The organism is Paraburkholderia sp. 22099 (assembly GCF_052045835.1).
Taxonomy (GTDB): domain Bacteria; phylum Pseudomonadota; class Gammaproteobacteria; order Burkholderiales; family Burkholderiaceae; genus Paraburkholderia; species Paraburkholderia terricola.
The window spans coordinates 158,578-181,484 of sequence record NZ_JBQEPU010000002.1 but is presented as its reverse complement, the minus strand read 5'-3'; the positions used below and the strand labels follow the sequence as shown (position 1 = coordinate 181,484).

General features: G+C 64.8%; 21 protein-coding genes and 1 pseudogene. 12 read left to right on the top strand and 10 right to left on the bottom strand.

All coding sequences use genetic code 11. The annotated features are described in order from the left end of the window. The first annotated feature begins 67 nt into the window (after positions 1-67). Entirely contained in the window at positions 68-691 is a 624-nt protein-coding gene (locus tag ACTJLC_RS03065; protein ID WP_310129895.1) for a pilin, read from the top strand. Between the two features lie 137 nt (positions 692-828). Then, complete coding sequence (locus ACTJLC_RS03060; RefSeq protein WP_440843247.1) at positions 829-2,613, top strand: PglL family O-oligosaccharyltransferase; 1,785 nt, start codon at positions 829-831, stop codon at positions 2,611-2,613. Between the two features lie 43 nt (positions 2,614-2,656). Here the strand turns inward: ACTJLC_RS03060 and moaC (ACTJLC_RS03055) are convergent. The 3 genes and pseudogenes from moaC (ACTJLC_RS03055) to moaC (ACTJLC_RS03045) form a co-directional block, all read right to left on the bottom strand. After that, positions 2,657-2,749: pseudogene (gene moaC, locus ACTJLC_RS03055) on the bottom strand (cyclic pyranopterin monophosphate synthase MoaC); the annotation flags it as partial. Between the two features lie 281 nt (positions 2,750-3,030). Continuing rightward, a complete protein-coding gene (locus tag ACTJLC_RS03050; RefSeq protein ID WP_310129900.1) occupies positions 3,031-3,969 on the bottom strand; it encodes a restriction endonuclease in 939 nt (312 codons plus the stop codon). Between the two features lie 171 nt (positions 3,970-4,140). After that, entirely contained in the window at positions 4,141-4,620 is a 480-nt protein-coding gene (gene moaC / locus ACTJLC_RS03045) for a cyclic pyranopterin monophosphate synthase MoaC (RefSeq protein ID WP_310129902.1), read from the bottom strand. A gap of 188 nt (positions 4,621-4,808) precedes the next feature. Between moaC (ACTJLC_RS03045) and ACTJLC_RS03040 the strand changes: the two genes are divergently transcribed. Then, a complete protein-coding gene (locus tag ACTJLC_RS03040) occupies positions 4,809-6,536 on the top strand; it encodes a M48 family metalloprotease (protein ID WP_310129904.1) in 1,728 nt (575 codons plus the stop codon). A gap of 78 nt (positions 6,537-6,614) precedes the next feature. Here ACTJLC_RS03040 and ACTJLC_RS03035 read toward each other — a convergent pair whose 3' ends face one another. The 6 genes from ACTJLC_RS03035 to ACTJLC_RS03010 all read right to left on the bottom strand — a co-directional run bounded on the left by ACTJLC_RS03035 (position 6,615) and on the right by ACTJLC_RS03010 (position 11,607). Continuing rightward, a complete protein-coding gene (locus ACTJLC_RS03035) occupies positions 6,615-7,187 on the bottom strand; it encodes a DUF2946 family protein (RefSeq protein ID WP_310129906.1) in 573 nt (190 codons plus the stop codon). Next, entirely contained in the window at positions 7,180-8,307 is a 1,128-nt protein-coding gene (locus ACTJLC_RS03030) for a YheT family hydrolase (RefSeq protein WP_310129908.1), read from the bottom strand. The genes ACTJLC_RS03035 and ACTJLC_RS03030 overlap by 8 nt, the downstream gene beginning before the upstream one ends. A 40-nt stretch (positions 8,308-8,347) precedes the next feature. After that, entirely contained in the window at positions 8,348-8,794 is a 447-nt protein-coding gene (locus ACTJLC_RS03025; protein ID WP_073429037.1) for a nuclear transport factor 2 family protein, read from the bottom strand. Between the two features lie 167 nt (positions 8,795-8,961). Then, complete coding sequence (gene waaF, locus ACTJLC_RS03020) at positions 8,962-9,987, bottom strand: lipopolysaccharide heptosyltransferase II (protein WP_310129909.1); 1,026 nt, start codon at positions 9,985-9,987, stop codon at positions 8,962-8,964. Between the two features lie 432 nt (positions 9,988-10,419). Beyond that, positions 10,420-10,614 (bottom strand): zinc-finger domain-containing protein, encoded by a 195-nt coding sequence (locus ACTJLC_RS03015; protein WP_064268765.1) that lies wholly within the window; start codon positions 10,612-10,614, stop codon positions 10,420-10,422. A gap of 69 nt (positions 10,615-10,683) precedes the next feature. Next, a complete protein-coding gene (locus tag ACTJLC_RS03010) occupies positions 10,684-11,607 on the bottom strand; it encodes a branched-chain amino acid transaminase (RefSeq protein WP_083083235.1) in 924 nt (307 codons plus the stop codon). A 290-nt stretch (positions 11,608-11,897) separates the two neighbouring features. On the opposite strand from ACTJLC_RS03010, the gene ACTJLC_RS03005 reads away from it, so the two are divergent. The 9 genes from ACTJLC_RS03005 (at position 11,898) to ACTJLC_RS02965 (ending at position 21,557) form a co-directional block, all read left to right on the top strand. Next, complete coding sequence (locus ACTJLC_RS03005; protein ID WP_083084193.1) at positions 11,898-12,647, top strand: AzlC family ABC transporter permease; 750 nt, start codon at positions 11,898-11,900, stop codon at positions 12,645-12,647. After that, positions 12,644-12,967, top strand: coding sequence for an AzlD domain-containing protein (locus tag ACTJLC_RS03000; protein WP_073429034.1), 324 nt, complete (start codon positions 12,644-12,646; stop codon positions 12,965-12,967). The genes ACTJLC_RS03005 and ACTJLC_RS03000 overlap by 4 nt, the downstream gene beginning before the upstream one ends. A 281-nt stretch (positions 12,968-13,248) precedes the next feature. Beyond that, entirely contained in the window at positions 13,249-14,442 is a 1,194-nt protein-coding gene (locus ACTJLC_RS02995; protein ID WP_154873479.1) for a phosphoglycerate kinase, read from the top strand. 316 nt (positions 14,443-14,758) lie between these two features. Further along, positions 14,759-16,195, top strand: a complete 1,437-nt coding sequence (gene pyk, locus ACTJLC_RS02990) for a pyruvate kinase (RefSeq protein ID WP_073429032.1) — start codon at positions 14,759-14,761, stop codon at positions 16,193-16,195. A gap of 248 nt (positions 16,196-16,443) precedes the next feature. After that, positions 16,444-17,508 (top strand): class II fructose-bisphosphate aldolase, encoded by a 1,065-nt coding sequence (gene fba, locus ACTJLC_RS02985; protein WP_073429031.1) that lies wholly within the window; start codon positions 16,444-16,446, stop codon positions 17,506-17,508. 144 nt (positions 17,509-17,652) lie between these two features. Then, on the top strand, positions 17,653-18,543 hold the full coding sequence (locus ACTJLC_RS02980; protein ID WP_073429030.1) for a phosphoribosylaminoimidazolesuccinocarboxamide synthase: 891 nt from the start codon (positions 17,653-17,655) through the stop codon (positions 18,541-18,543). A 139-nt stretch (positions 18,544-18,682) separates the two neighbouring features. Then, a complete protein-coding gene (gene purE, locus ACTJLC_RS02975) occupies positions 18,683-19,201 on the top strand; it encodes a 5-(carboxyamino)imidazole ribonucleotide mutase (protein ID WP_073429029.1) in 519 nt (172 codons plus the stop codon). A gap of 92 nt (positions 19,202-19,293) precedes the next feature. Further along, on the top strand, positions 19,294-20,490 hold the full coding sequence (locus ACTJLC_RS02970; protein WP_073429028.1) for a 5-(carboxyamino)imidazole ribonucleotide synthase: 1,197 nt from the start codon (positions 19,294-19,296) through the stop codon (positions 20,488-20,490). A gap of 8 nt (positions 20,491-20,498) precedes the next feature. Then, positions 20,499-21,557, top strand: a complete 1,059-nt coding sequence (locus ACTJLC_RS02965) for an L-threonylcarbamoyladenylate synthase (protein ID WP_083083239.1) — start codon at positions 20,499-20,501, stop codon at positions 21,555-21,557. 106 nt (positions 21,558-21,663) lie between these two features. Here ACTJLC_RS02965 and ACTJLC_RS02960 read toward each other — a convergent pair whose 3' ends face one another. Next, positions 21,664-22,824 carry an SGNH/GDSL hydrolase family protein gene (locus ACTJLC_RS02960; RefSeq protein WP_440843246.1) on the bottom strand — a complete coding sequence of 387 codons (1,161 nt, stop codon included), beginning with the start codon at positions 22,822-22,824 and terminating at the stop codon, positions 21,664-21,666. Positions 22,825-22,907 lie beyond the last annotated feature (83 nt).

Genomic DNA, 22,907 nt, shown 5'->3' with positions numbered 1-22,907 from the left:
GGCTACGATTGAAACGCCTGTTCCCGATTCGCGGGGCAGGCGTTTTTTTCGTTTCAGGAGCTTGCAGATGATCGTTACCTTGCCGTATTCCCCTTATTCCCACGCCGTGCCGCGCTCGCGTTCCACGTTCGTGCGAGCGCGTTGGTCCGCGCGGCTCACGCGCGCATTCCGCCGCGTCGGCTTCGGTTTCACGCTGATCGAACTGATGATCGTGCTGGCGATTGTCGGTGTGATTGCCGCCTATGCGATTCCCGCGTACCAGGACTATCTGGCTCGCAGCCGTGTGGGCGAGGGGCTGTCGCTCGCCGCATCGGCGCGGCTCGCGGTGGCCGAAAACGCTGCGAGCGGCAATGCGTTCGGCGGCGGTTATGCGTCGCCGCCGGCCACGCGCAACGTGGAGTCCGTTCGCGTCGACGAAGATACCGGCCAGATCACCGTCGCCTTCACGACGCGCGTTGCGCCGGCCGGCTCGAACACGCTCGCGCTCGTACCATCTGTTCCGGACAACGCGGATGCGCCGACCGCGCGCGTCGCGTTGAGCAAGGGCGCCATGCAGGCGGGCTCGCTCACGTGGGAGTGCTTCACCGGCGGTAAAGCCGCGTCGTCGCTGCCGGCTCCGGGCGCCGGTCCCGCACCCGCTGAAGCGCCCACCTTGCCGTCGAATCTCGCCCCGCCGGAATGCCGCTCGTGACCGGCGGCGCGAATCGGATGGATGAGTGAGCACATCGACGTAAAACGCTGATTTTTGGCATATTTCAGCTCGGCCGGCGCACAGCGGGAGGATTTTTTTGTATAGTGCGCCGGTTGCTGACGCCCACCGGTTACTCGATGCCCACCCCATTCGCGCGCTACCTCTCTCTCGTTCTGCTGGCTCTCGCGTTGGTGCTGCCGTATGCAGTTGTCAACCACACGTATCCGATTCCGACGTTCTACGCTGAATTCACCGCGCTCGCGCTGTATCTGCTGACCGGCGCGGGTGTCGTGCTCCTGTTCGTCAGCGCGACACCGCGCATTTCGTTCGCATCGCCCGTCGTCGCGCTCGTACCGTTGCTGTTCGGGCTGCTGCTGGTGGCGCAATCGGTGTTGCTGCCGGTCGCGCAGCCGTCGATGAACTGGCTCGGCGGCGGCTTCCTGCTCGCCGCATTCATGGCGACGCATGCGGGCTACGGTTTCACGCGCGCGAAGCTCAATGAGACGGCGCTGCGCTGGGCGGCCGGGGCATTGATCGTGGGCGGTCTGTTCGCGGTGTTCTGTCAGCTGATCCAGTTGTTTCATCTCGAGGTGCGCGTGTCGCCGTTCGTCGTCGCCTATAACGTGACCACCGAGCGCCGGCCGTTCGGCAATATGGCGCAGGCGAACCACCTCGCCACCTACATCGCGTTTGCGATGGCGGGGGCGCTGTATCTCGTGCAGACGCGGCGCATCGCCGTCGGCATCTGGCTGCTGGTGTCGACGATTTTCGCGGTTGGACTCGCGTTGACCGTCTCGCGTGGTCCGTGGCTGCAGATGGGCGTGCTCGTGGTGGCGGGTTTCTGGATGGCGTTCGCACAGACGCGCGATCCCGCCCAGTTACGCCGCGGCAACCGCGAATGGATCATCCCGATCGTGCTGGCGGTGCTGTTCTTTGCGATCAATGCTTTGATCCGCTGGGCCAATGTGCGCTATCACCTGGAGCTCGGGCAATCCGCGGCCGACCGCTTCAAGGACGCCGGCCAGATCGCGCCGCGCCTCGCGTTGTGGAAGTACGGCTGGACGATGTTCAAGACGCATCCGCTGCTAGGCGTGGGCTGGGGCGAATTCCCGAGCTATCAGTACGAGTTCGCGAAGACGCTGGGCGGCGTCGAGATCGCCAACAACTCGCATGACATTTTCATCGACCTGCTCGCCAAGACCGGCTTGATCGGCCTCGCGATCGTGCTGTTCGGCCTCGTCACGTGGCTCGTGCGTGTGGTGCGAGCGCCGCAAACTGCCGCGCGCGTGTTCGGCATCGCGCTGATCGGCGTGCTGGTGATGCATGCGCTAGTCGAATATCCGCAGCAGTACATGTTCTTTCTGCTGCCGGCGATGTTCGTGTTCGGCTTGCTGGAGACGCGGCCGTTGCGGCTCGTGCCCGGGCGTCTGTCGTTCGGCGCGTTTGTGGTGGTGGTATTCGGCGGCCTCGCGGCGCTCTATCCGGTGTATCGCGACTACGCGCGCGCCGAGGTGCTGTATTACGGCGCGCGTCCCGCCGAGCAGTATCGCGCGGACCCGTCGTTCCTCTTTCGGGCGTGGGGCGATTACGGTCTCGCGACACTGTTGCCGATGAATTCGATGGACTTGCAGCACAAGCTCGCCATGCACAGGCAGGCGATGGCGCTCTTGCCGGGCGAAACGGTGCTGCGCCGCTATGCGGTATTGCAGGCGCTGAGCGGCGATACGGCGGCGGCATTCGACACCGTTGAACGCCTGAAAATCTTCGCCGAGGAATTGAAGGACTGGCCGTCGCAATTGAGCTATCTGTACGAACTGTGCGACGAGCAGAAGACGCTGACCGGCTTCAAGGCGGAATTGATGAAGCGCTACGGCATGCCGCCGCACGACGTCAATCAGGACGACGAGAGCGAGGAGGATTGAGCCGCGCTGTCGTTCATACGCCGCAGAGGTGAGCGGGGCGTCGTCACCCCCCCGCCACCCAATCCCCCGATTTCCCACCATGCTTTTCCATCACCTTCACATCGGTGATCGTCATCCCGCGATCGACCGCCTTGCAGGCCCATGAGCCGTTCGGAGCCAGCTAATGGTCGTTAAAATCAGCGGCTTGCTGTTTACGCTTGCGTAGATATTGAACGATTTCGTTGGTTAATTTGTACAGTATTTGGCTGCGGTTCACGCGCCGGCACGCGACTGCTAGTTTGCGTTGTTGCGCCTGCCCATCGAACCTGACGATGCGGACCAAGCCGCGCAGTACTGCTGCAATTGCAAACCTCACGTGGCCGATGATGCCAACGACATTGAAAATCGAGAGTCGCGCTGACGCGACACCTATTACGGTCAAACGGCATCCCCTTCGAAATAGTCAGAGTCGATCTTCTTTATGTGGAAGGTACTGATAGTTGAAACACCGACGTTATGATCCACCATCAACTTGACGAGTTGATCGCCATCCACGAGGATAATTTTAGACGCGATTACGCCTGCATAGTCTTTCGCGTCGCGGGTGAATGTGGAGGTAGTGATGAAGACACCTTTGTTTGCTCGTTGTCCCTGTAAGGCTCCCGCGAATTTCTGTATTTCTGGACGACCTACCGTGTCTTCCCATCGCTTTGCTTGAACGTAGATCACATCTAAACCGAGTTTGTCTTCCTTGATCGTGCCGTCAATGCCGCCGTCCCCGCTACGCCCGATAACGCTTCCTGCGTCTTGGCGGGAACCGCCGTATCCCATCGCCACCAGTAGATCAATCACCAACCTTTCGAAAAAGCTAGGCGTCGAAGATCTGACTTGGTCCAGCAACTCAGTTTCGAGGTTAATCCGCAGTCGCTCGTACGCCTGTGCAAACGATTCTTCGGGAGTTGACTCAGCGACTTCTGCGGTCGGCACATCGAGTTGTGACGCGGGCACTATCGTGGCCTGTACTTCACTGGTCTTCTTCTGCCGGAACGCGATGAATTCCGGGTACTGATCGAGGGTGCTGTTGTCGATTCGGTCGGGATTTTGCGCAAGTAAAGATTTACCGCGTTCGGTGATATTGAAATAACCGCGCTTTCTTGATTCCACTACACCCGCTTGCTTCAAATACGTTCGCGCCCAACCTACCCGATTATCGAACAACGGAGCAGTACCGCTAGGAAGAAGTGTGTTGCGCTCTTCGTCGGTAAGTTGATACGCGTCGGCGAGGGTCTCAACTACGTTTCGGAATCGATATTCTTGACCATCGGCGACTGCACGCAGGACGGATAGCATCAGGGTTTGGTAATCTGGTATGGGCATGACTGTGTCTAATTGTTCCCAAGTTCGCGTTGCATGCTACCGGGCCGCGAGTAAATTTTCAGCTTTCCAGCTAACACGGTGCACCTGTCTGAAACTGAATTAAGTTGCAAGCCACATTCCTCGTTGCCGAACAACGCCAAGTGCGTCTAGGGGAAAGGTCAAAACAATAGATCACCCCCTCGCCACCCAATCCCCCGATTTCCCGCCGTGCTTTTCCAGCACCTTCACATCGGTGATCGTCATGCCGCGATCGACCGCCTTGCACATGTCGTACACCGTCAGCAGCCCAACCTGAACGGCGGTCAGCGCTTCCATCTCCACACCCGTTCGTCCGAGTGTTTCCACCTGAACCGTGCAATGCACGCCGGGTAGCGTGTGGTCGAGTTCGAAGTCCACCTTGACGCGCGTCAGCGCAAGCGGATGACAGAGCGGGATGAGATCGGCGGTGCGCTTCGAGCCTTGAATCGCGGCGATGCGCGCGATGCCGATGACGTCGCCTTTTTTCGCGTTGCCGTCGCGGATCAGCGCGAACGTCTCCGGCAACATGCGGATCGAGCCGCGCGCGATGGCGATGCGCTTGGTCTCCTGCTTGCCGCCGACGTCCACCATATGCGCCTGGCCGGCAGCGTCGAAATGAGTGAGTTCAGGCATGGTTGGGCTCCTTCAGAGGGCGCCTATCATAGCAGCGCGCGGGGGCGGGGATTCGTCGCGAGGTGTCTGCGGCCCGGATCAGCCAAACTGTCCGAAGCACTGCGGCGACTGACTACAATGACCCCATGCCCGCTATCTTAGTCCGAGCGGCGGGCGTCGCTTTTCGACTTCGTCATACCGATCTCGCGATGCGTCTCAAACGCTTTCTTGCCGCGTTGTTGTCCGTTGCGCTCGCCGCGCCGCCGGGTGCGTTCGCGCAATCGCATGCCGCGTCCCATGTCACGCCCGGCACCACGGAGTCCGCGGAATCGCCGTTGGTGAGCGGCCCGGCCGATTCTTATGCGGACCCGATCGTGCCGCCCGGCATCGCGCAAGGCGTGTTCGGCGTATATGGCGGCGCGCGGAGCCGCTTTTCCCAACGGGACTTCCTTCGGGGCGGCGGTTCAAACACCGGCTGGCGCGCGCCGATCGTCGCGCAGCAATTGCCCGACCTCGGCAGCGGCGGTTCAGACTCGCTGACGCCGCAGGCCGAGCGCAAACTCGGCGAACGCGTGATGCGCGAAGTGCGCCGCGATCCCGACTATCTCGATGACTGGCTGGTGCGCGACTACCTCAACTCGGTCGCCGCGAAACTCGCCGCGGCGGCGAGCACGCTCTACATCGGCGGCTATCGTCCGGACTTCGATCTGTTCGCGGTGCGTGATGCGCAGATCAACGCGTTCTCGTTGCCGGGCGGTTTTATCGGCGTCAACACCGGCTTGATCGTGGCGACGCAAACCGAGTCCGAGCTTGCGTCCGTCGTCGGCCACGAGATGGGCCACGTCTTGCAGCGGCACATTTCGCGGATGCTCACGGCCGGCGAGCGCAGCACCTACGCCGCGCTCGCCGGCATGCTGTTCGGCGTCCTGGCGGGCGTGCTCGCGCACAGCGGCGACCTGGGCAGCGCGATCGCGATAGGCGGCCAGGCGTATGCCATCGACAACCAGTTGCGTTTCTCGCGTTCCGCCGAGCACGAGGCGGACCGCGTCGGCTTCCTGCTGCTCGCCGGCGCCGGTTACGACCCGTATGCGATGACGAGCTTCTTCGGCCGCCTCGATCGCGCGTCAATGAGCGACACGGGCATCCCGGCCTATGCGCGCACGCACCCGCTGACCGGCGAACGGATCGCCGACATGGAAGACCGCGCGCGCCGCGCGCCGTACCGGCAGCCGCATCAAGCGTCCGAATATGGTTTCGTGCGAGCGCGGGCGCGCTTGCTGCAGGATCGCTCGCGCGGCGAATACGCGGACGAAATTTCGCGCTTGCGCTCGGAGATCGAGGACCGGACAGCGGTGAATGTCGCCGCGAACTGGTACGGCATCGCGTATGGACAGATGCTGCTGGACCGTTACGACGACGCGGCGGCGTCGCTGGCTGCCTCGCGCGCGGCGTTTGCCGTGAGCGAGCGAGGAGCAGGGGAGCCCGCGCGCAGTTCGCCGAGCCTCGACGTGCTGGCCGCCGATATCGCGCGGCGCGCCGGTCGCAACGACGAAGCCGCTCGTCTCGCCGAGTTCGCGCAAAAGCGCTGGCCGCAGTCGAATGCCGCGATCGACATGCATATCCGCACACTGCTGACGTTGCGGCGTTTTACCGATGCGCAGGCCCTGGCCCGCCAGGAGACGCGTGCTCAACCGGACCAGCCGGCCTGGTGGATGTATCTCGCGCAGGCCAGCGCCGGCAGCGGCGATGCGTTGACACAGCATCGCGCAATGGCGGAAAAGTTCGCGCTCGAGGGGGCGTGGCCATCGGCCATCCGTCAACTGAAGGACGCGCGCGATTTGAAGGCGATTGGCTACTACGACCTCGCAACCGTCGATGCGAGGCTGCATGAGATGGAGAGCCGCTATAAGGAGGAGCGGCTCGATGAGAAGAGCTAGCGGCGTGTTGGCATCGTTACCGCTCAACGGCGGAGCCGCGATACAGCTCGCGCGGAGCAAACAGCCGGAGCCGAGACCCTAGATTCGCGCCGCCGGACTGGCAACAAAGCCGAACCGCGCGGCGACTTCCGCTCGCCGCACCGGTTGCAAGGGCAAGACCAGCCCATTGTTCCAGCGCAACTCGCCGCCCGTCGAATCGTCTGTCAGCGTGGCGTGATCGGCGAAAATTTCCAGATCGTGATCATGCAAAACCGCGACCTTCGGCGGCGCGGAGCCATCGACGAACACGATCCCGCCTTCATCGTCGACGAATACCGCCGAGGGTTCGAACGCGCCGCCGGCCTGATCCGTCAGCGAAAGCGCGCCGGCGGCATCGAGCGACAACCTCACCACCCACGGCGTATAACCCAGCTCGACGTAAACCCGCTGCGGGCCGTTCTGAAAGAACCACTGTCCGTGTTCGTCGGCGTCGTAGTTCCGATTGATGAATCCGAGCAGCGCCTCATGCCGGATCGGCTCACCGGGCAAGCCGCTCGCCTGCGCCGCCTCGTCCCGCATGCGCCAGTTGCCGCGCCGGTCCAGCATCAGCCACCCTGTGCAACCCGGCACATTGGGCCACTTGGCGAGGGCCTGCCTGACGATGTCATCCATGATCGACGTGCCGCTCCAGGTAGCCGAACACGCGCCGCGACAGCCAGTCGATGCGGCCAGGGAACGGCCCCGTCATGAAGCCGGCGTGGCCGCCGTGCCTCGGTTGATCGAGTTCGACTGCAGCCGACACGTCGTGCCGCGACGGCAACGCCGCAGCCGGCAGGAACGGATCGTTGCGCGCGTTCAGCACCAGCGTCGGCACCTGAATGTGCGGCAGCAGCGGCCGCGTGGTCGCGCTGCTCCAGTAGTGGTCGGTATCGCGAAAGCCGTGCAGCGGCGCAGTCACGACGTTGTCGAACTCGTACATCGTGCGGCTCGCGAGCATCGCGTCACGGTCGAACAGGCCCGGAAACTGGAGCAGCTTCTGTTCGGCCTTCTGCTTCAACGTCTTCAGAAAACTGCGCGTGTAGACCATGCCGAAGCCCTGCGACAGCGCGCGTCCGCCGGCGTGCACGTCGATCGGCGTGGAAATGGCCGCCGCGGCCGAGACAACCGGCGCCGCATCGTCGCGTTGCTCGCCGAGCCAGCGCAGCAACACATTGCCGCCGAGCGACACGCCCGCCACGACGATCGGCCCGCGATGCGCGGCCCGCAAGCGCCGCAGAATCCAATCGACTTCGTTGCTGTCGGCGAGATGGTAGAAGCGCGGCAACAGATTCAACGCCCCGCTGCAACTGCGAAAGTGCGGCACGACGCCATGCCAGCCGTATTCGCGCGCGGCCGACATCAGCGTGGCCGCGTAGTGCGACGCCGAACTGCCTTCCAGGCCGTGAAACAGCACGAAGAGCGGGGCGTCGGCGGCAGGCGCCCGAGGGGCGGAAGCGGCGTTGCCGGCAGGATCGTGCACGACCCAATCGAGGTCGATGAAGTCGCCGTCGGGCGTGTCCCAGCGCTCGCGGCGGAACGTCACCGCCGGGCGGCGCGCGAACAGCGACGGAACGATGGTCTGCGCATGGCGGTTCGGCAGCCAGAGCGGTGCGCGATAGAGCAGTTCGACAGCAGCGTCGACAGCGACCGCGGCGCGGGCCGCGACGGAAGCGGCGGATTGATCGTGCGTCGCCGCCCAACTCCCCAAGGGGGCTGCCTTCGGGGCGGGGGACTTCGTGCGGGGCGTGCTCATTCCGGCGTCGAACAGGAGATGAAACGGAACAAGGCGCGCGTCAGTGCAGCGAGCCCTGGCCATGCCGCATTTTCGTGGCGAACTGGCTGGCGGCCTCGTTCGGCATCGGGCTTGCGTGAATGTGCGCGATGCGCCATTCGCCGCGCTCGTGGACCATCACGTAAGTGGTGAACACCATGGCGGGCGTGGCGGTAGGATCGGCCGGGCGATGCGCTTCGGCGATCGCGTAGACGACCGTGCCGAGGCTGTCGTAGACGCGGATATCGAGCGGTTCGATGGAAACGGGCGCGGCTTCGAGCTGGATCTGCAAGCCGGCGCGAATGCTGTCGAGACCGTGCAGATGCGAGCCGTCGGCGCAGATGCAACTGACGAACTCCTCATCGATCCACAGGCCCATCAAGCTGTCGATATTGACCTCGGCGACGGCCTGATAGTAGGCATTCAGCGTATCGGCGGCGGCTTCGAAGATATGGGCAAAACGTGGCATGGCTCGTCAGTCTCTTGTGCGCGGCGCGCGGTTGCGGGGCAGCGGTCAGCGGGACAGTCCGGCGCACCGGACGATCGCACCCGAGCGCCAGAATGCCCGCGCCGCAAGGCGCGAACGTGACGCGACGCGCTCAGGGCGTGCGGTGTTGCGTGCGAGTGTCAGTGGGCTCAGCGTTGCGCGAGCAGCATGCCGCGCAAATCGCCGAAGACCTGCTCGGCGCTCAACTGCTTCAGGCAGTTCAGATGGCCGAGCGGACACTCGCGCTGAAAACAGGGGCTGCATTCGAGATGAAGCCATTGTACCTTCGCAAGCTCCGACAAGGGCGGCGTGTGGCGCGGATCGGTGGAACCGTACACCGCCACCAGCGGCCGGCGCAGAGCGGCCGCCACGTGCATCAAACCGGAATCGTTGGTGACGACCGCGCCGGCCCGCGAGATCAACGCGCACGCTTCGCCCAGCGCGGTCTGGCCGCACAGGTTGCGCACGTTCGGCGCTTTTTCGGCGATCGCCTGGGCCAACGGCGCATCTTTCGGCGAACCGAGCGCGACGATCTGCGTGTACGGGAACGACTGGCCGACCATTTGCGCGAGCGCCGCGAAATGCTCGGGCGGCCAGCGCTTGGCGGGACCGTACTCGGCGCCGGGGCAGAACACCAGCAGCGGCACGCGGGTATCGAGATTGAAGCGCGCGGAGACGCGCGCCGCTTCGTTCGGATCGGCGTCGAGCCGCGGCATCGGCAGATCGCCGGGGACCTTCGCGCCGGGCGCGTAGGCGAGGGCGGCGTATTGGTCGACCATCGGCGGGCGCTCGTCCTTGCGCGGATTGGCGTGGCGCACGTTCAACAGGCCGTAGCGGCTTTCGCCGGTATAGCCGATGCGCAAGCGGATGCCCGCCATCCACGGAATCAGCGCCGACTTGAGCGAGTTCGGCAGCACGTAGGCGGCGTCGTAGCCGACGTCGCGCAAGTCGCTCGCCAGTTGCCAGCGGCGCAGCATTTGCAGCTTGCCGTGCGCGAGGTCGGTGGCGTAGACGTCGCGGATTTCCGGCATGCGTTCGAGCACGGGCGCGACCCAGGAGGGCGCGACCGCGTCGATGAGCATGCGCGGGTGCAATTTCGCGAGGCGCGCAAACAGCGGCTGCGCCATCAATGCGTCACCGATCCAGTTCGGTGCGATAACCAACGCGCGACGCATCAGAGTGAGTGTCCGGTGTTCAGTCGAAGCGCCGCGCGAGCCATGCGCGCGGCGTTCGGATAGGTAAAAGGGAAATTGCCGCGAGCTGCCTGGCGCTCGTTCCGCAAAGCCGGATGCGCAGTGGCGGCGGCTTGCGTCCCGCGCGCCCGGTGTGGCGCTCGTAGCTGCGTTTGCCTCTGCCTTGGCTGCCGCCTAACGTTCGCCGCTGCCCGCTGAAAGGCCACGCGCGGCTCGCCGAACGGCGAACCGGGCAGTGGAATCCGCAATGGATCAGGCGGTAGATCGGGCGGTGAATCAGCCGACAGCAACTCAGCCGACAGCAAATCAGCAGACAGCAACTCAGCAAGCGGAAAGCCCGGCTGCCATCCCGCGAGGGACCAGCCAGGCGCGCCGCGCCGCCAGCGCCCGCTGCTCAGTGGGTAGCGTTCGGTCTTAATGACCTTTGACCACTTCGCCGTCGCGCAGCTTGTAACGCGTGCTGCAATACGGGCAGCGCGCCTCGCCGTGCGTGACGTCGATGAAAACGCGCGGATGCGCGCTCCAGCGCGGCATGGCCGGGTTCGGGCAGTACGCCGGCAAATCTTTCGCCGACAGTTCGACCAGCGGCATTTCCTTGATTTCGCTCATGAGACTTTCTCGTTGTATGCAGGGTGCGGGCGTTGCGCCGTTAAACAGCCGAAGCCAGGGCAACGCGCGTTAAATCTTGGTGAGCCAGTGCGCGTACTTCTCGCTCCTGCCGTTCACGATGTCGAAGAAGCCCGACTGCAGCTTCTCGGTGATCGGGCCGCGTGCGCCAGCGCCGATCGTGCGGTTGTCGAGCTCGCGGATCGGCGTGACTTCGGCGGCCGTGCCGGTGAAGAACGCTTCGTCGCAGGTGTAGACCTCGTCGCGCGTGATGCGCTTTTCGATCACCGGAATGCCCAGGTCGCGCGCCAGCGTGATGACCGTGTCGCGCGTGATGCCGTCGAGGCACGACGACAGATCGGGCGTGTACAGCTTGCCGTTGTTGACGAGGAAGAAGTTCTCGCCCGAGCCTTCCGACACGTAGCCGTCGACGTCGAGCAGCAGCGCTTCGTCGTAGCCGTCGGCGATCGCTTCCTGGTTGGCGAGGATCGAGTTCACGTACCAGCCCGACGCCTTCGCGCGCACCATCGACACGTTCACGTGATGGCGCGTGAACGACGAGGTCTTGACGCGGATGCCCTTGGCGATGCCGTCTTCACCGAGGTAAGCGCCCCACGGCCACGCGGCGATCGCCACGTGGATCGTGTTGCCCTTGGCCGACACCCCGAGCTTTTCCGAGCCGACCCAGATGATGGGGCGCAGATAGCAGGACTCCAGCTTGTTTTCGCGGACCACTTCGCGCTGCGCCGCGGCGAGCGTTTCGTGGTCGAAGGGCACGTCCATCTGGAAGATCTTGGCCGAGTTGAGTAGCCGCTTGGTGTGTTCCTGCAGACGGAAAATCGCGGTGCCGCCGTCGGCCGTCTTATAGGCGCGCACGCCCTCGAAAACGCCCATGCCGTAGTGCAGCGTGTGGGTGAGCACGTGGATCTTGGCATCGCGCCACTCGATGAGCTTGCCATCCATCCAGATCTTGCCGTCGCGGTCGGCCATTGACATACGATTCTCCAGCAGGTGCGGTTGTGCGTTTGTGAGTGCCCTCGAACCCGGCGCCTTGCGCGAGGCCGCGGGGGACAAGAAAACCTGGGGCTGCCCGGCGTTTTCTCGTGGGGTCATGCGAGGAGCGTTATTTTAGCGTCTTTTGCACACCAAACGGGCATTTGGCCGCACTTCGGGCGCTATAATTCGGCGCACGCATAATTCACATCCGGATGCGCCAGCGGGTGCTTGACGACCTGGCGCCGACTTCCCCTTCGTTGCGGCGCCGCCTCGCGTCCGCGTTTCGCCTCATGCTCGCTCGTCTGTCCGATACCGATCGTCGCGCCTTTATCGAGGGCGCGCGCGCGTATTCGCCCACGCTCATGGCGATTTTCTCGTGGGGCCTCGTCACCGGTATCGCGATGAGCAAGTCGGTGCTCACGGTGCCGCAGGCGCTCGCCATGTCGCTGCTGTGCTACGCGGGTTCGTCGCAACTGGCGGTGCTGCCGCTGCTCGCCGCCAAGCTGCCGATCTGGACCGTGCTGCTCACGGCCGCGATGGTCAATACGCGTTTTGTGATCTTCAGCGTCGGCCTCGCGCCGCACTTCTCCTATCTGTCGATGTGGCGGCGCATCGTGCTCGGCTACTTCAACGGCGATGTGATCTATCTGCTGTTCCAGAAGAAGAGCTTTCCGACCGGCTACGTGCCGGGCAAGGAGGCGTACTTCTGGGGCATGGCGCTGTGCAGCTGGCTGTCGTGGCAAGTGTCGTCGGTCGCCGGCATCTTGCTGGCGAGCATGATTCCCGACAACTGGGGCCTCGGCCTCGCCGGCACGCTGGCGCTGCTGCCCATCATGGTGGCGGCGATCGCGACGCGCTCCACGCTGGTCGCGGTCAGCGTCGCGGGCGTGGTGTCGCTGCTCGCCTTCGATCTGCCGTACCGGCTCGGGCTGCCGCTCGCGGTGATCGCCGCGATCGTGGCCGGCAGCGCCGCCGATCTGATGGTCGAGCGCGCCGATCTGCGCCGCATCCGTAGCAACAGCGCCGGAGATTCCCGATGACATCCACGCAAATCTGGCTGGCCATTTTCGGCATGACGCTGGTCACCGCCGTGACACGCGCGATGTTTCTAATCGGTGGTGAGCGCACGGTGTTGCCGGAGCGCGTGCAGCGGATGCTGCGTTATGCGCCGGCGGCCGCGTTGGCCGCCGTCGTGCTCCCCGACGTGCTGGCGACACCCGAAGGTCTTTCGTTCGCGCCGTCCAACCACGAGTTTTATGCGACGCTAGCCGGTCTCGGGTGGTTTTTGTGGCGGCGCACCATGCTCGGCACGATCGTCGTGGGGATGCTCGTGTTCACCGTCCTGCGCCTCGTCGTGTGAGTTTGGGGGCGTGGATCGGGCGGTAAATGCTGCGTCGCGACACGGGCCGGGCGGCTGGCAAATACGGGGCATACGCCCCGCCGCGGGTCAGAAGGCCGTAAGGATCAGTTAAAATGGCCGTTTCCGGGATAACCGCGCCGCTGCATCGCGCGAGCCGCGGCCCCGCCGCCGGCACCCGATTCAGTGGAGCCGCCGCCGTGCCGAAGCGCTGAAGCTTGTCGCGCCTCGCCCGCCGCGCGTCGTCCGCCACCGCCTTCTCATCAACTCGCACACAAACGCCCATGAACAAGGTATTGCGTCTCTCCGATCTGATCGCCGAAGGCAAGCTATCCGGCAAGCGCGTGTTCATCCGCGCCGATTTGAACGTGCCGCAGGACGATCAAGGCAACATCACCGAAGACACCCGCATCCGCGCCTCCGTGCCGGCGATCAAGGCCGCGCTCGACGCCGGCGCGGCCGTGATGGTCACGTCGCACCTGGGCCGTCCGACCGAAGGCGACTTCAAGCCGGAAGATTCGCTTGCGCCGGTCGCCAAACGCCTCGCCGATCTGCTCGGCCGGGACGTGCCGCTGGTCTCCAACTGGGTTGAGAACGGCGTGAACGTGGCGCCGGGCTCGGTCGTGCTGCTGGAAAACTGCCGCGTCAACAAGGGCGAAAAGAAGGATTCCGACGAACTCGCGCAGAAAATGGCGAAGCTCTGCGACATCTACGTGAACGACGCATTCGGCACCGCGCACCGCGCCGAGGCCACCACGCACGGCATCGCGAAGTACGCGCCCGTCGCGTGCGCGGGGCCGCTACTGGCCGCCGAGCTCGAAGCGCTCGGCAAGGCGCTGGGCGCGCCGAAGCGCCCGCTGGTGGCGATCGTCGCCGGCTCGAAGGTGTCCACCAAGCTGACCATTCTGAAGTCGCTCGCCGACAAGGTCGACCAGTTGATCGTCGGCGGCGGCATCGCCAATACGTTCATGCTGGCCGCGGGTCTGAAGATCGGCAAGTCGCTCGCCGAAGCCGATCTGGTGAACGAGGCCAAGGCCATCATCGAGGCCGCGAAAGCCCGCGGCGCCTCGGTGCCGATCCCGACCGACGTGGTCACGGCCAAGGAGTTCGCGCCCACCGCCAAGGCCGAAGTCAAGGCCGTCGCCGACGTACAGGACGACGACCTGATCCTCGACATCGGACCGGAAACCGCCAAGGCGCTGGCCGCTCAACTGGAAAAAGCCGGCACGATCGTGTGGAACGGCCCGGTCGGCGTGTTCGAATTCGACCAGTTCGGCAACGGCACGAAGACGCTGGCCGAGGCGATCGCCAAATCGCCGGCGTTCTCGATCGCAGGCGGCGGCGACACGCTCGCGGCGATCGCCAAGTACGGCATTCACGACAAGGTCAGCTACATTTCGACGGGCGGCGGCGCCTTCCTCGAATTCCTCGAGGGCAAGAAGCTGCCGGCGGTCGAAATCCTCGAATCGCGGGCCTGACGTGGCGACGCGCTCCCCCACGGTCAAGTCCGCCAAGGCGCGCGGCGGCAAGTCGCCGCGCAACACCGCGGCAGCATCGGCAGGGGAGCGCCCGGCGCGCTCCGCCGCCGCCCCGATAGCGGCGCGGACTCTCGGCGAAACGGCCGTGCTCGCTCCCCCGCCGGCGCCCCGCGTGCCCGTATCGAACACCGCTTCATCCAATAAAGCGACGCTGGTTTCAACCGGCGCGCAGCCCCTGGCAGCATCCTTCGGTGCGCAGCCTCCGCATCCGACTCGCAGCGCTCTTTCCAGCGATCTCACCCAGACGAGGAGACTCATGCATCGCGCCACCAAGATTGTCGCCACCATCGGACCGGCTTCCAGCACGCCGGAAATCCTCCTGCAAATGATTCAGGCAGGGGCCGACGTGGTGCGGCTCAATTTCTCGCACGGCACCGCCGACGACCACCGCCAGCGCGCCGAATTCGTGCGCGAGGCGGCCCGTCAGGCCGGCCGCGAAGTCGCCATCATGGCGGACCTGCAAGGCCCGAAGATCCGCGTGGGCAAATTCGAAAACGGCAAGGTCGCGCTGGTCGCCGGCGAGCCGTTCATTCTCGACGCCGACTGTGAACTCGGCAACCAGGAACGCGCCGGTCTCGACTACAAGGATCTGCCGCGCGACCTGAAGCCGGGCGACGTGCTGTTGCTCAACGACGGCCTGATCGTGCTGAACGTGGTCCGCGTGCTCGGCAACGAGATTCACACCACCGTCAAGATCGGCGGCGATCTGTCGAACAACAAGGGCATCAACCGCCAGGGCGGCGGTCTGACGGCGCCCGCGCTGACCGCGAAAGACATGGAGGACATCCGCACGGCGATGTCGCTCGGCGTGGATTTTGTCGCGGTATCGTTCCCGAAGAACGCCACGGACATGGAAATGGCCCGCCAATTGGCGAACATCGCCGGCGCGCCGTACGGCATCAAGCCGAAGATGATCGCCAAGATCGAGCGCGCGGAAGCGATTCCGGCGCTGCAAGGCATCCTCGACGCGTCGGACGGCATCATGGTCGCGCGCGGCGATCTGGCCGTGGAAGTGGGCAATGCCGCGGTTCCCGCGCTGCAAAAGCGCATGATCCGGATGGCGCGCGAATCGAACAAGTTCGTGATCACCGCTACGCAGATGATGGAGTCGATGGTCAACGCGCCGGTGCCGACCCGCGCCGAAGTATCGGACGTGGCCAACGCCGTGCTCGACGGCACGGACGCGGTGATGCTGTCGGCGGAATCGGCGGCGGGCAAGTACCCGGTGCAAACCATCGAGACGATGGCGGCGATCTGTATCGAAGCCGAAAAGTCGGAACAGTCGGAGCTGGACAAGGACTTCCTCAATCGAACGTTCACGCGCATCGACCAGTCCATCGCGATGGGCGCGCTGTTCACCGCGTATCACCTGGGCGCGAAGGCGATCGTGGCGTTGACCGAATCCGGTTCGACCGCGCTGTGGATGTCGCGTCACTGGACGCACGTGCCGATTTTCGCGCTCACGCCGCGCGTCGGCAGCGAACGCGCGATGGCGCTGTACCGCAACGTGACCTCGCTGCATCTGGACACCAACACCGACCGCGACACCGCGTTGCAACAGGCGCTGGAAACCGTGGTGAGCAAGGGCTACGCGTCGCGCGGCGACATGGTGGTGCTGACCGTCGGCGAGCCGATGGGCCAGGCCGGCGGCACGAATACGCTGAAGATCGTGCGGGTCGGCGAACCGTATTGATTCGCTGCGACGAGTAGCAGACTGCTCGATCGGCACAGGCTTGATCGAGCGAAGCAGGCTGTCATGCCCCGCGAGAGGCGGCGCACAGACTCGAACAGCGCGCTTGGGCGAAGGTAGATGCGCCGCGCGCTTTCCAGGCTGCGCGAACTGCGCCGACTGAGCGAAAGGGTGCGCAGCTTGCTTCGCGATCGAATCGCCCAGAAGATGCCGACGGCATAAGAATTCGTTTCAATCTAAGGAGTTACAGCATGCCTCTCGTATCAATGCGTCAACTGCTGGACCATGCCGCTGAAAACGGCTACGGCCTTCCGGCATTCAACGTGAACAACCTGGAGCAGGTGCAGGCGATCATGGCGGCGGCCGACAAGGTCAACGCACCGGTCATCATGCAGGCTTCCGCCGGTGCGCGTAAGTACGCGGGCGAGGCGTTCCTGCGCCACCTGATCGAAGCAGCGGTCGAGTCCTATCCGCACATCCCCGTCGTGATGCACCAGGACCACGGGCAGTCGCCGGCGGTCTGCATGGCGGCGATCCGCAGCGGTTTCACCAGCGTGATGATGGACGGTTCGCTCGAAGCCGACGGCAAGACGGTCGCTTCCTACGAATACAACGTCGAGGTGTCGCGCAAGGTGGTGGAAGCGGCGCATTCGATCGGCATCACCGTGGAAGCGGAGCTGGGCGTGCTGGGCTCGCTGGAAACCATGAAGGGCGACAAGGAAGACGGCCACGGCGCGGAAGGCACGATGACCCGCGAGCAACTGCTGACCGATCCCGAACAGGCCGCCGACTTCGTCAAGCTGACACAATGCGACGCGCTCGCGATCGCGATCGGCACCTCGCATGGCGCGTACAAGTTCAGCAAGAAGCCCACGGGCGACATCCTGTCGATCCAGCGCATCAAGGAAATTCACCAGCGCATTCCGAACACCCATCTGGTGATGCACGGTTCGTCGTCGGTGCCGCAGGAACTGCTCGCGGAAATCCGCGAATTCGGCGGCGACATGAAGGAAACCTACGGCGTGCCGGTCGAGGAAATCCAGGAAGGCATCAAGAACGGCGTGCGCAAGGTCAACATCGACACCGACTTGCGCCTCGCGATCACCGGCGCGATCCGCCGCTACATGGCGACCAATCCGGGCAAGTTCGATCCGCGCGATTACCTGAAGCCGGCGCGCGAAGCCGCGATGAAGATCTGTATCGAGCGCTACACGCAATTCGGCTGCGAAGGCCAGGCCGGCAAGATCAAGCCGGTTTCGCTTGATAAAATCGCGGAGAAGTACAAGTCGGGCGAGCTCGCGCAAGTCGTCCGTTAAGCTGCATCGGGGTCAAGCTTTGGCTCTGCGCCTGGCCGTTTGGCCAGGTTGTCGTTAGATCGCCGTTCCCGCATCATCCGGGGAACGGCGTTTCCCTTTTGTTCCGCTCACACTTTTTTGCCTCACTTTTAGCGAACCACGACGATGTCTACCCTTTACGAATCCACGCTCCACTCGCTGCCGCTGCTCGGCCGCGGTAAAGTCCGCGACAACTATGCGGTGGGCAACGACCAGTTGCTGATCGTCACGACCGACCGTCTGTCGGCGTTCGACGTCATCATGGGCGAGCCGATTCCGAACAAGGGCCGCGTGCTCAACGAAATGGCGAACTTCTGGTTCGAGAAGCTGAAGCACGTGGTGCCGAATCATCTGACGGGTGTGGCGCCCGAATCCGTCGTGGCCGCGGACGAAGTCGAGCAGGTCAAGGGCCGGGCGGTCGTGGTGAAGCGCCTCGAGCCGATTCTCGTCGAGGCAGTCGTGCGCGGCTATCTCGCCGGCAGCGGCTGGAAAGACTACCAGGCCACCGGCTCGGTGTGCGGCGTGGAATTGCCGCCCGGCCTGCAGAACGCGCAGAAGCTGCCCGAGCCGATCTTCACGCCGGCGGCCAAGGCCGAAATGGGCCACCACGACGAAAACATCACCTACAACGAGATGGAGCGCCGCATCGGCACGGAACTGTCGGCCACGATCCGCGACATCTCGATCAAGCTGTACAAGGAAGCCGCTGATTACGCGGCCACGCGCGGCATCATCATCGCGGACACGAAGTTCGAATTCGGTCTGGACAATCACGGCAAGCTATACCTGATGGACGAGGCGCTCACCGCCGATTCGTCGCGTTTCTGGCCGGCTGACCAGTATCAGGTCGGCACCAATCCGCCTTCGTTCGACAAGCAGTTCGTACGCGACTGGCTCGAAACGCAGTCGTGGAAAAAAGAACCGCCGGCGCCGAAGCTGCCCGACGACGTGGTGACGAAGACGGGCGAGAAGTATCAGGAAGCGCTCGAACGCCTGACCGGTCACAAGCTGGCCTGATTACGCGCGCCTGGGTGGACTCGCGCCGCGCGGGAAAACGCCGGGCCGCCCCAGGTTTTCGCTCCGGCAGGAAGTCCCCTGAAGGCCAGGCGCGCAGCGACAGGTCCGGGGCGCTCTCAAGAAACAAGGAAGCCGCAACATGAGTGAAGTCCAGACTGCCCACACGCATGCCGCGCCAGTCGTCGGCGTGCTGATGGGGTCCAGTTCCGACTGGGAAGTGATGAGAAACGCCGTGGCGATTCTCCAGCAATTCGGCGTGCCGTACGAAGCGAAGGTCGTCTCCGCGCACCGCATGCCCGACGAGATGTTCGCCTACGCCGAGAGCGCGCGCGAGCGCGGCATCCGCGCGATCATCGCGGGCGCGGGCGGCGCGGCGCATCTACCGGGCATGCTGGCGGCCAAGACCACGGTGCCGGTGCTCGGCGTGCCGGTGGCGAGCAAGTATCTGAAGGGCGTCGATTCGCTGCATTCGATCGTGCAGATGCCCAAGGGGGTGCCGGTCGCCACGTTTGCGATCGGTGAAGCGGGCGCGGCGAATGCGGCGCTGTTCGCGGTGTCGATCCTGAGCGGCACGAGCGCGGAGTATGCGGAGAAACTGGCGGCGTTCCGTGTGCGCCAGAACGAGGCGGCTCACGCCATGGTGCTGCCTGCGCTGTAAGCGCGAAGGCGATTGTTTTAGACGTCCCCCGTTTGACCCCCGGCCGGCGTGCAGTTTGACTGCTGAAGCGCCAGCCGCGACCGACCACTAAGATGAACCCAGACAACACACCGGTTTCACCGATTCTGCCCGGCGCATGGCTTGGCATGGTCGGTGGCGGCCAGCTCGGCCGCATGTTCTGCTTTGCCGCCCAGGCGATGGGCTATCGCGTCGCCGTGCTGGACCCCGACGAAAACAGCCCGGCGGGCGCGGTCGCCGACCGCCATCTGCGCGCGGCTTACGACGACGAAGCGTCGCTGACCGAACTCGCGCGGCTGTGCGCCGCGGTGTCGACCGAATTCGAGAACGTGCCGGCCGCGAGCCTCGATTTCCTCGCGCGAACCACGTTCGTCAGCCCGGCCGGCCGCTGCGTGGCGGTGGCGCAGGACCGCATCGCCGAAAAGCGCTTTATCGCGTCGTCGGGCGTGACGGTGGCGCCGCATGTGGTGATCGAATCGTCGGACGCGCTGGCCGCGCTCGACGACGCCAAGCTTGAAGCCGTGCTGCCGGGCATCCTCAAGACGGCTCGCATGGGCTACGACGGCAAGGGCCAGATTCGCGTGCGCAATGCCGACGAAGTGCGCGAGGCGCATGCGTCGCTCGGCGGCGTGCCGTGCGTGCTGGAAAAGCGCTTGCCGTTGAAGTTCGAGGTGTCCGCGCTGATCGTGCGCGCGTCGAGCGGCGCGTCGGCGGTCTATCCGCTCGCGCAGAACACGCATCGCGACGGCGTGCTGTCGCACACCATCGTGCCCGCGCCGGATGCCAGCGCGACGCTCGTCGCGCAAGCGCAGCAGGCCGCGCTGCAAATCGCCGACAAGCTCGGCTATGTGGGCGTGCTGTGCGTCGAGTTCTTCATTCTCGAAGACGGCTCGCTCGTCGCCAACGAAATGGCGCCGCGTCCGCACAACTCCGGCCATTACACCGTCGACGCCTGCGCGACCAGCCAGTTCGAGCAGCAGGTGCGCGCGATGACCGGCATGCCGCTCGGCGACACGCGTCAGCATTCGCCGGCGGTGATGCTGAACATTCTCGGCGACGTGTGGTTTCCGGACGGCCCGAAGCGCGCGGCGGCCACGCCGCCATGGCACGAAGTCGCCGCGATGCCGGCGGCGCGTCTGCATCTGTACGGCAAGGAAGAGGCGCGTTGCGGCCGCAAGATGGGTCACGTGAACTTCACGGCGGCGACGCTCGAAGAAGCCCGCACGGCGGCGCGCGATTGCGCGCGGCTTCTGCATATCGCAACGAGCTGACGCGCGCCATGCCCGATCAACAGAAACCGGCCGAGGGCGCGGCGAACGCGTTGCCCGTCACCGCCGCGCAGATCGAGCACGCCGCGGCGCTGCTCGACGCGGGCGGTCTCGTCGCCTTCCCCACGGAGACCGTGTACGGACTCGGCGGCGACGCCGAGAATCCGGACGCGGTCGCGCGTATTTACGCGGCGAAGGGCAGGCCGGCGAATCATCCGGTGATCGTGCATCTCGCGCCGCAAGGCGATCCGAATTATTGGGTCGAGTATTTGCCGGCCGAGGCGCAGCGTTTGATCGACGCGTTCTGGCCGGGTCCGCTCACGTTGATTCTGAAGCGTGCCGCGCGTATCAATCCGGCGGTGAGCGGCGGGCAGGATTCGGTGGGGCTGCGCTGCCCGTCGCATCCCGTGGCGCAGGCCTTGCTGGAGGCGTTCAGCGCGTTGCGCGACGGACATGGCGGGGTGGCGGCGCCGTCGGCGAACCGGTTCGGGCATGTGAGCCCGACCACCGCGCAACATGTGCGCGACGAGTTCGGCGGCACGATTCATGTGCTGGATGGCGGCGCGTCGGATGTCGGCATCGAGTCGACGATCGTCGACCTGTCGCGCGGTTTTCCCGCGTTGTTGCGACCGGGGCGGGTGACGCCGCAAGATATCGCCGACGTGCTCGGCGAGGCGCCGCGCTTGCCGGATGGCTCCGACGCGACCGCGCCGCGCGCCTCGGGCACGCTGAAAGCGCACTATGCGCCGCGCACGCCGTTGGCGCTGCTGCCTTTCGAGGCGATCGAGCCGTTGCTTGCCGCGCGTCATGCGGATCGAGCCGACGAACGTGTCGCGTTGGTGGCGCGCGCTTCGCGTGCCGGACGCTGGGCTGACGCCGAAGGCGTGCATTTCGTTGCCGCGCCTGAAGATCCGCACGTTTACGCGCGCGAGTTGTACGGTTTGCTGCGAGCGTTGGATCGGGCGAACGTAGCGCGGATTCTCATCGAGAAGCTGCCGGACACGATCGAGTGGATCGCCGTCAATGACCGGCTTGGCCGCGCCGCGGCTGCGTTTGAAGCGCAAGGGTAGGCCCCGGCGTTTTATTCGCGCAGACCATGAAAAACGCCTGGCTTGAAACCAGCCAGGCGTTCGCGGAATAAAAAACCAACGCCGTCACACGGCGCCCTGAATCACCTCACTTGCCAAGCCCACTAGCCGCGATCTGCTGCTGCACGTACTGTGCGAACAGCGCATGCACGTGCGTCGTCGGATGCACCGTATCGGCAAACATGTAAGTCTGATCCGCGCCCGCGACCGTATAGGTTTGCGGCGAGCAGAACAGCGACGACGCATACGCCGACGGATTGGGTACGCCGTACTGCGCGGCGGCCGCCGCCATCGCGGTCAAATTACACGCCGTGCCCGTGTTCGTCACGGTAAAACCGCTGGCCGATGCGTTGGCCATCAGCGTGTCTTGCCATGTGTAAGCGTCGATAGGAATGACCTTGCTGTAGATGCCGGCCTGCTGTAACGCACCGAAGAACGCGGCGTTATACACCTTCGTGATCCCGGACAACAACGTCGGCGCGAGCGGCCCCGACGTCGGGATCAACGACTGCGCGAGCGGCGTGCTGCCGATGTCCGGAACGTTCGCCACCACCACGTGCGTTGCGCCGTTCTGCAGAATCACGCCGACCTGCTGCGCCAGCGCGACGGCCACCGGCACCAGCGTGTTTTGCGTTTCCTTCAGTACCGCAGTTTGCGCGTCCATGCCGCCGGCGATGTCGGTCTGAATCGCGGCCGTGAGCGCGGAGAGTTGCACGAAAATGTCGTTGGCGCCGCCGTTCACGAGCACCAGTTGATTCGAATTGAAGCTGCCGTGAGCGGACAGATAGTTTTGCACCTGCGTGACGACCGGCACGGTGGTGGCTTGCGCATAGCTCGGTTGTCCGGCCGCCGCGTGCCCCGGACCGTTCGGGTCCACCACGCGCGCGCCGCCTTGCGCATAGCCATAGCCGGAGGTGTTCACGAGCGGTTGACCAAAGCCGCCGAGCGCCGCGGCGGACAACGTGTCGCCATAGTATTCGGCAACCTTCTGCGTCCACACCTCACCGGGATTGGTCGTGAAGCGGCCGCCGCCGAAGCTGCCCTGGATCACCGGCGCATAGGTGCCGACGTCCGACAAGCTGTCGCCGAACGACACGATCTGCAACTTCACGCCGCCCGCAGGCGTGCTGCTTGAATTGTTGTTGTCATCGCCGCCGCCGCACGCCGTAAGCAGCGCGAACGCCGTGCTGGCCAGCGTGACTTTCGTGACGCGCGACCACCGCTGTTTCCTCGATGCTGTTTGATTCATTTTGACTTCATCTCCTCGTATGTCTGGCCCTATGCCATGTGTTGCAGGCAGCGCCCGCCGCGTCGGCGGCGTGACGACAGCTT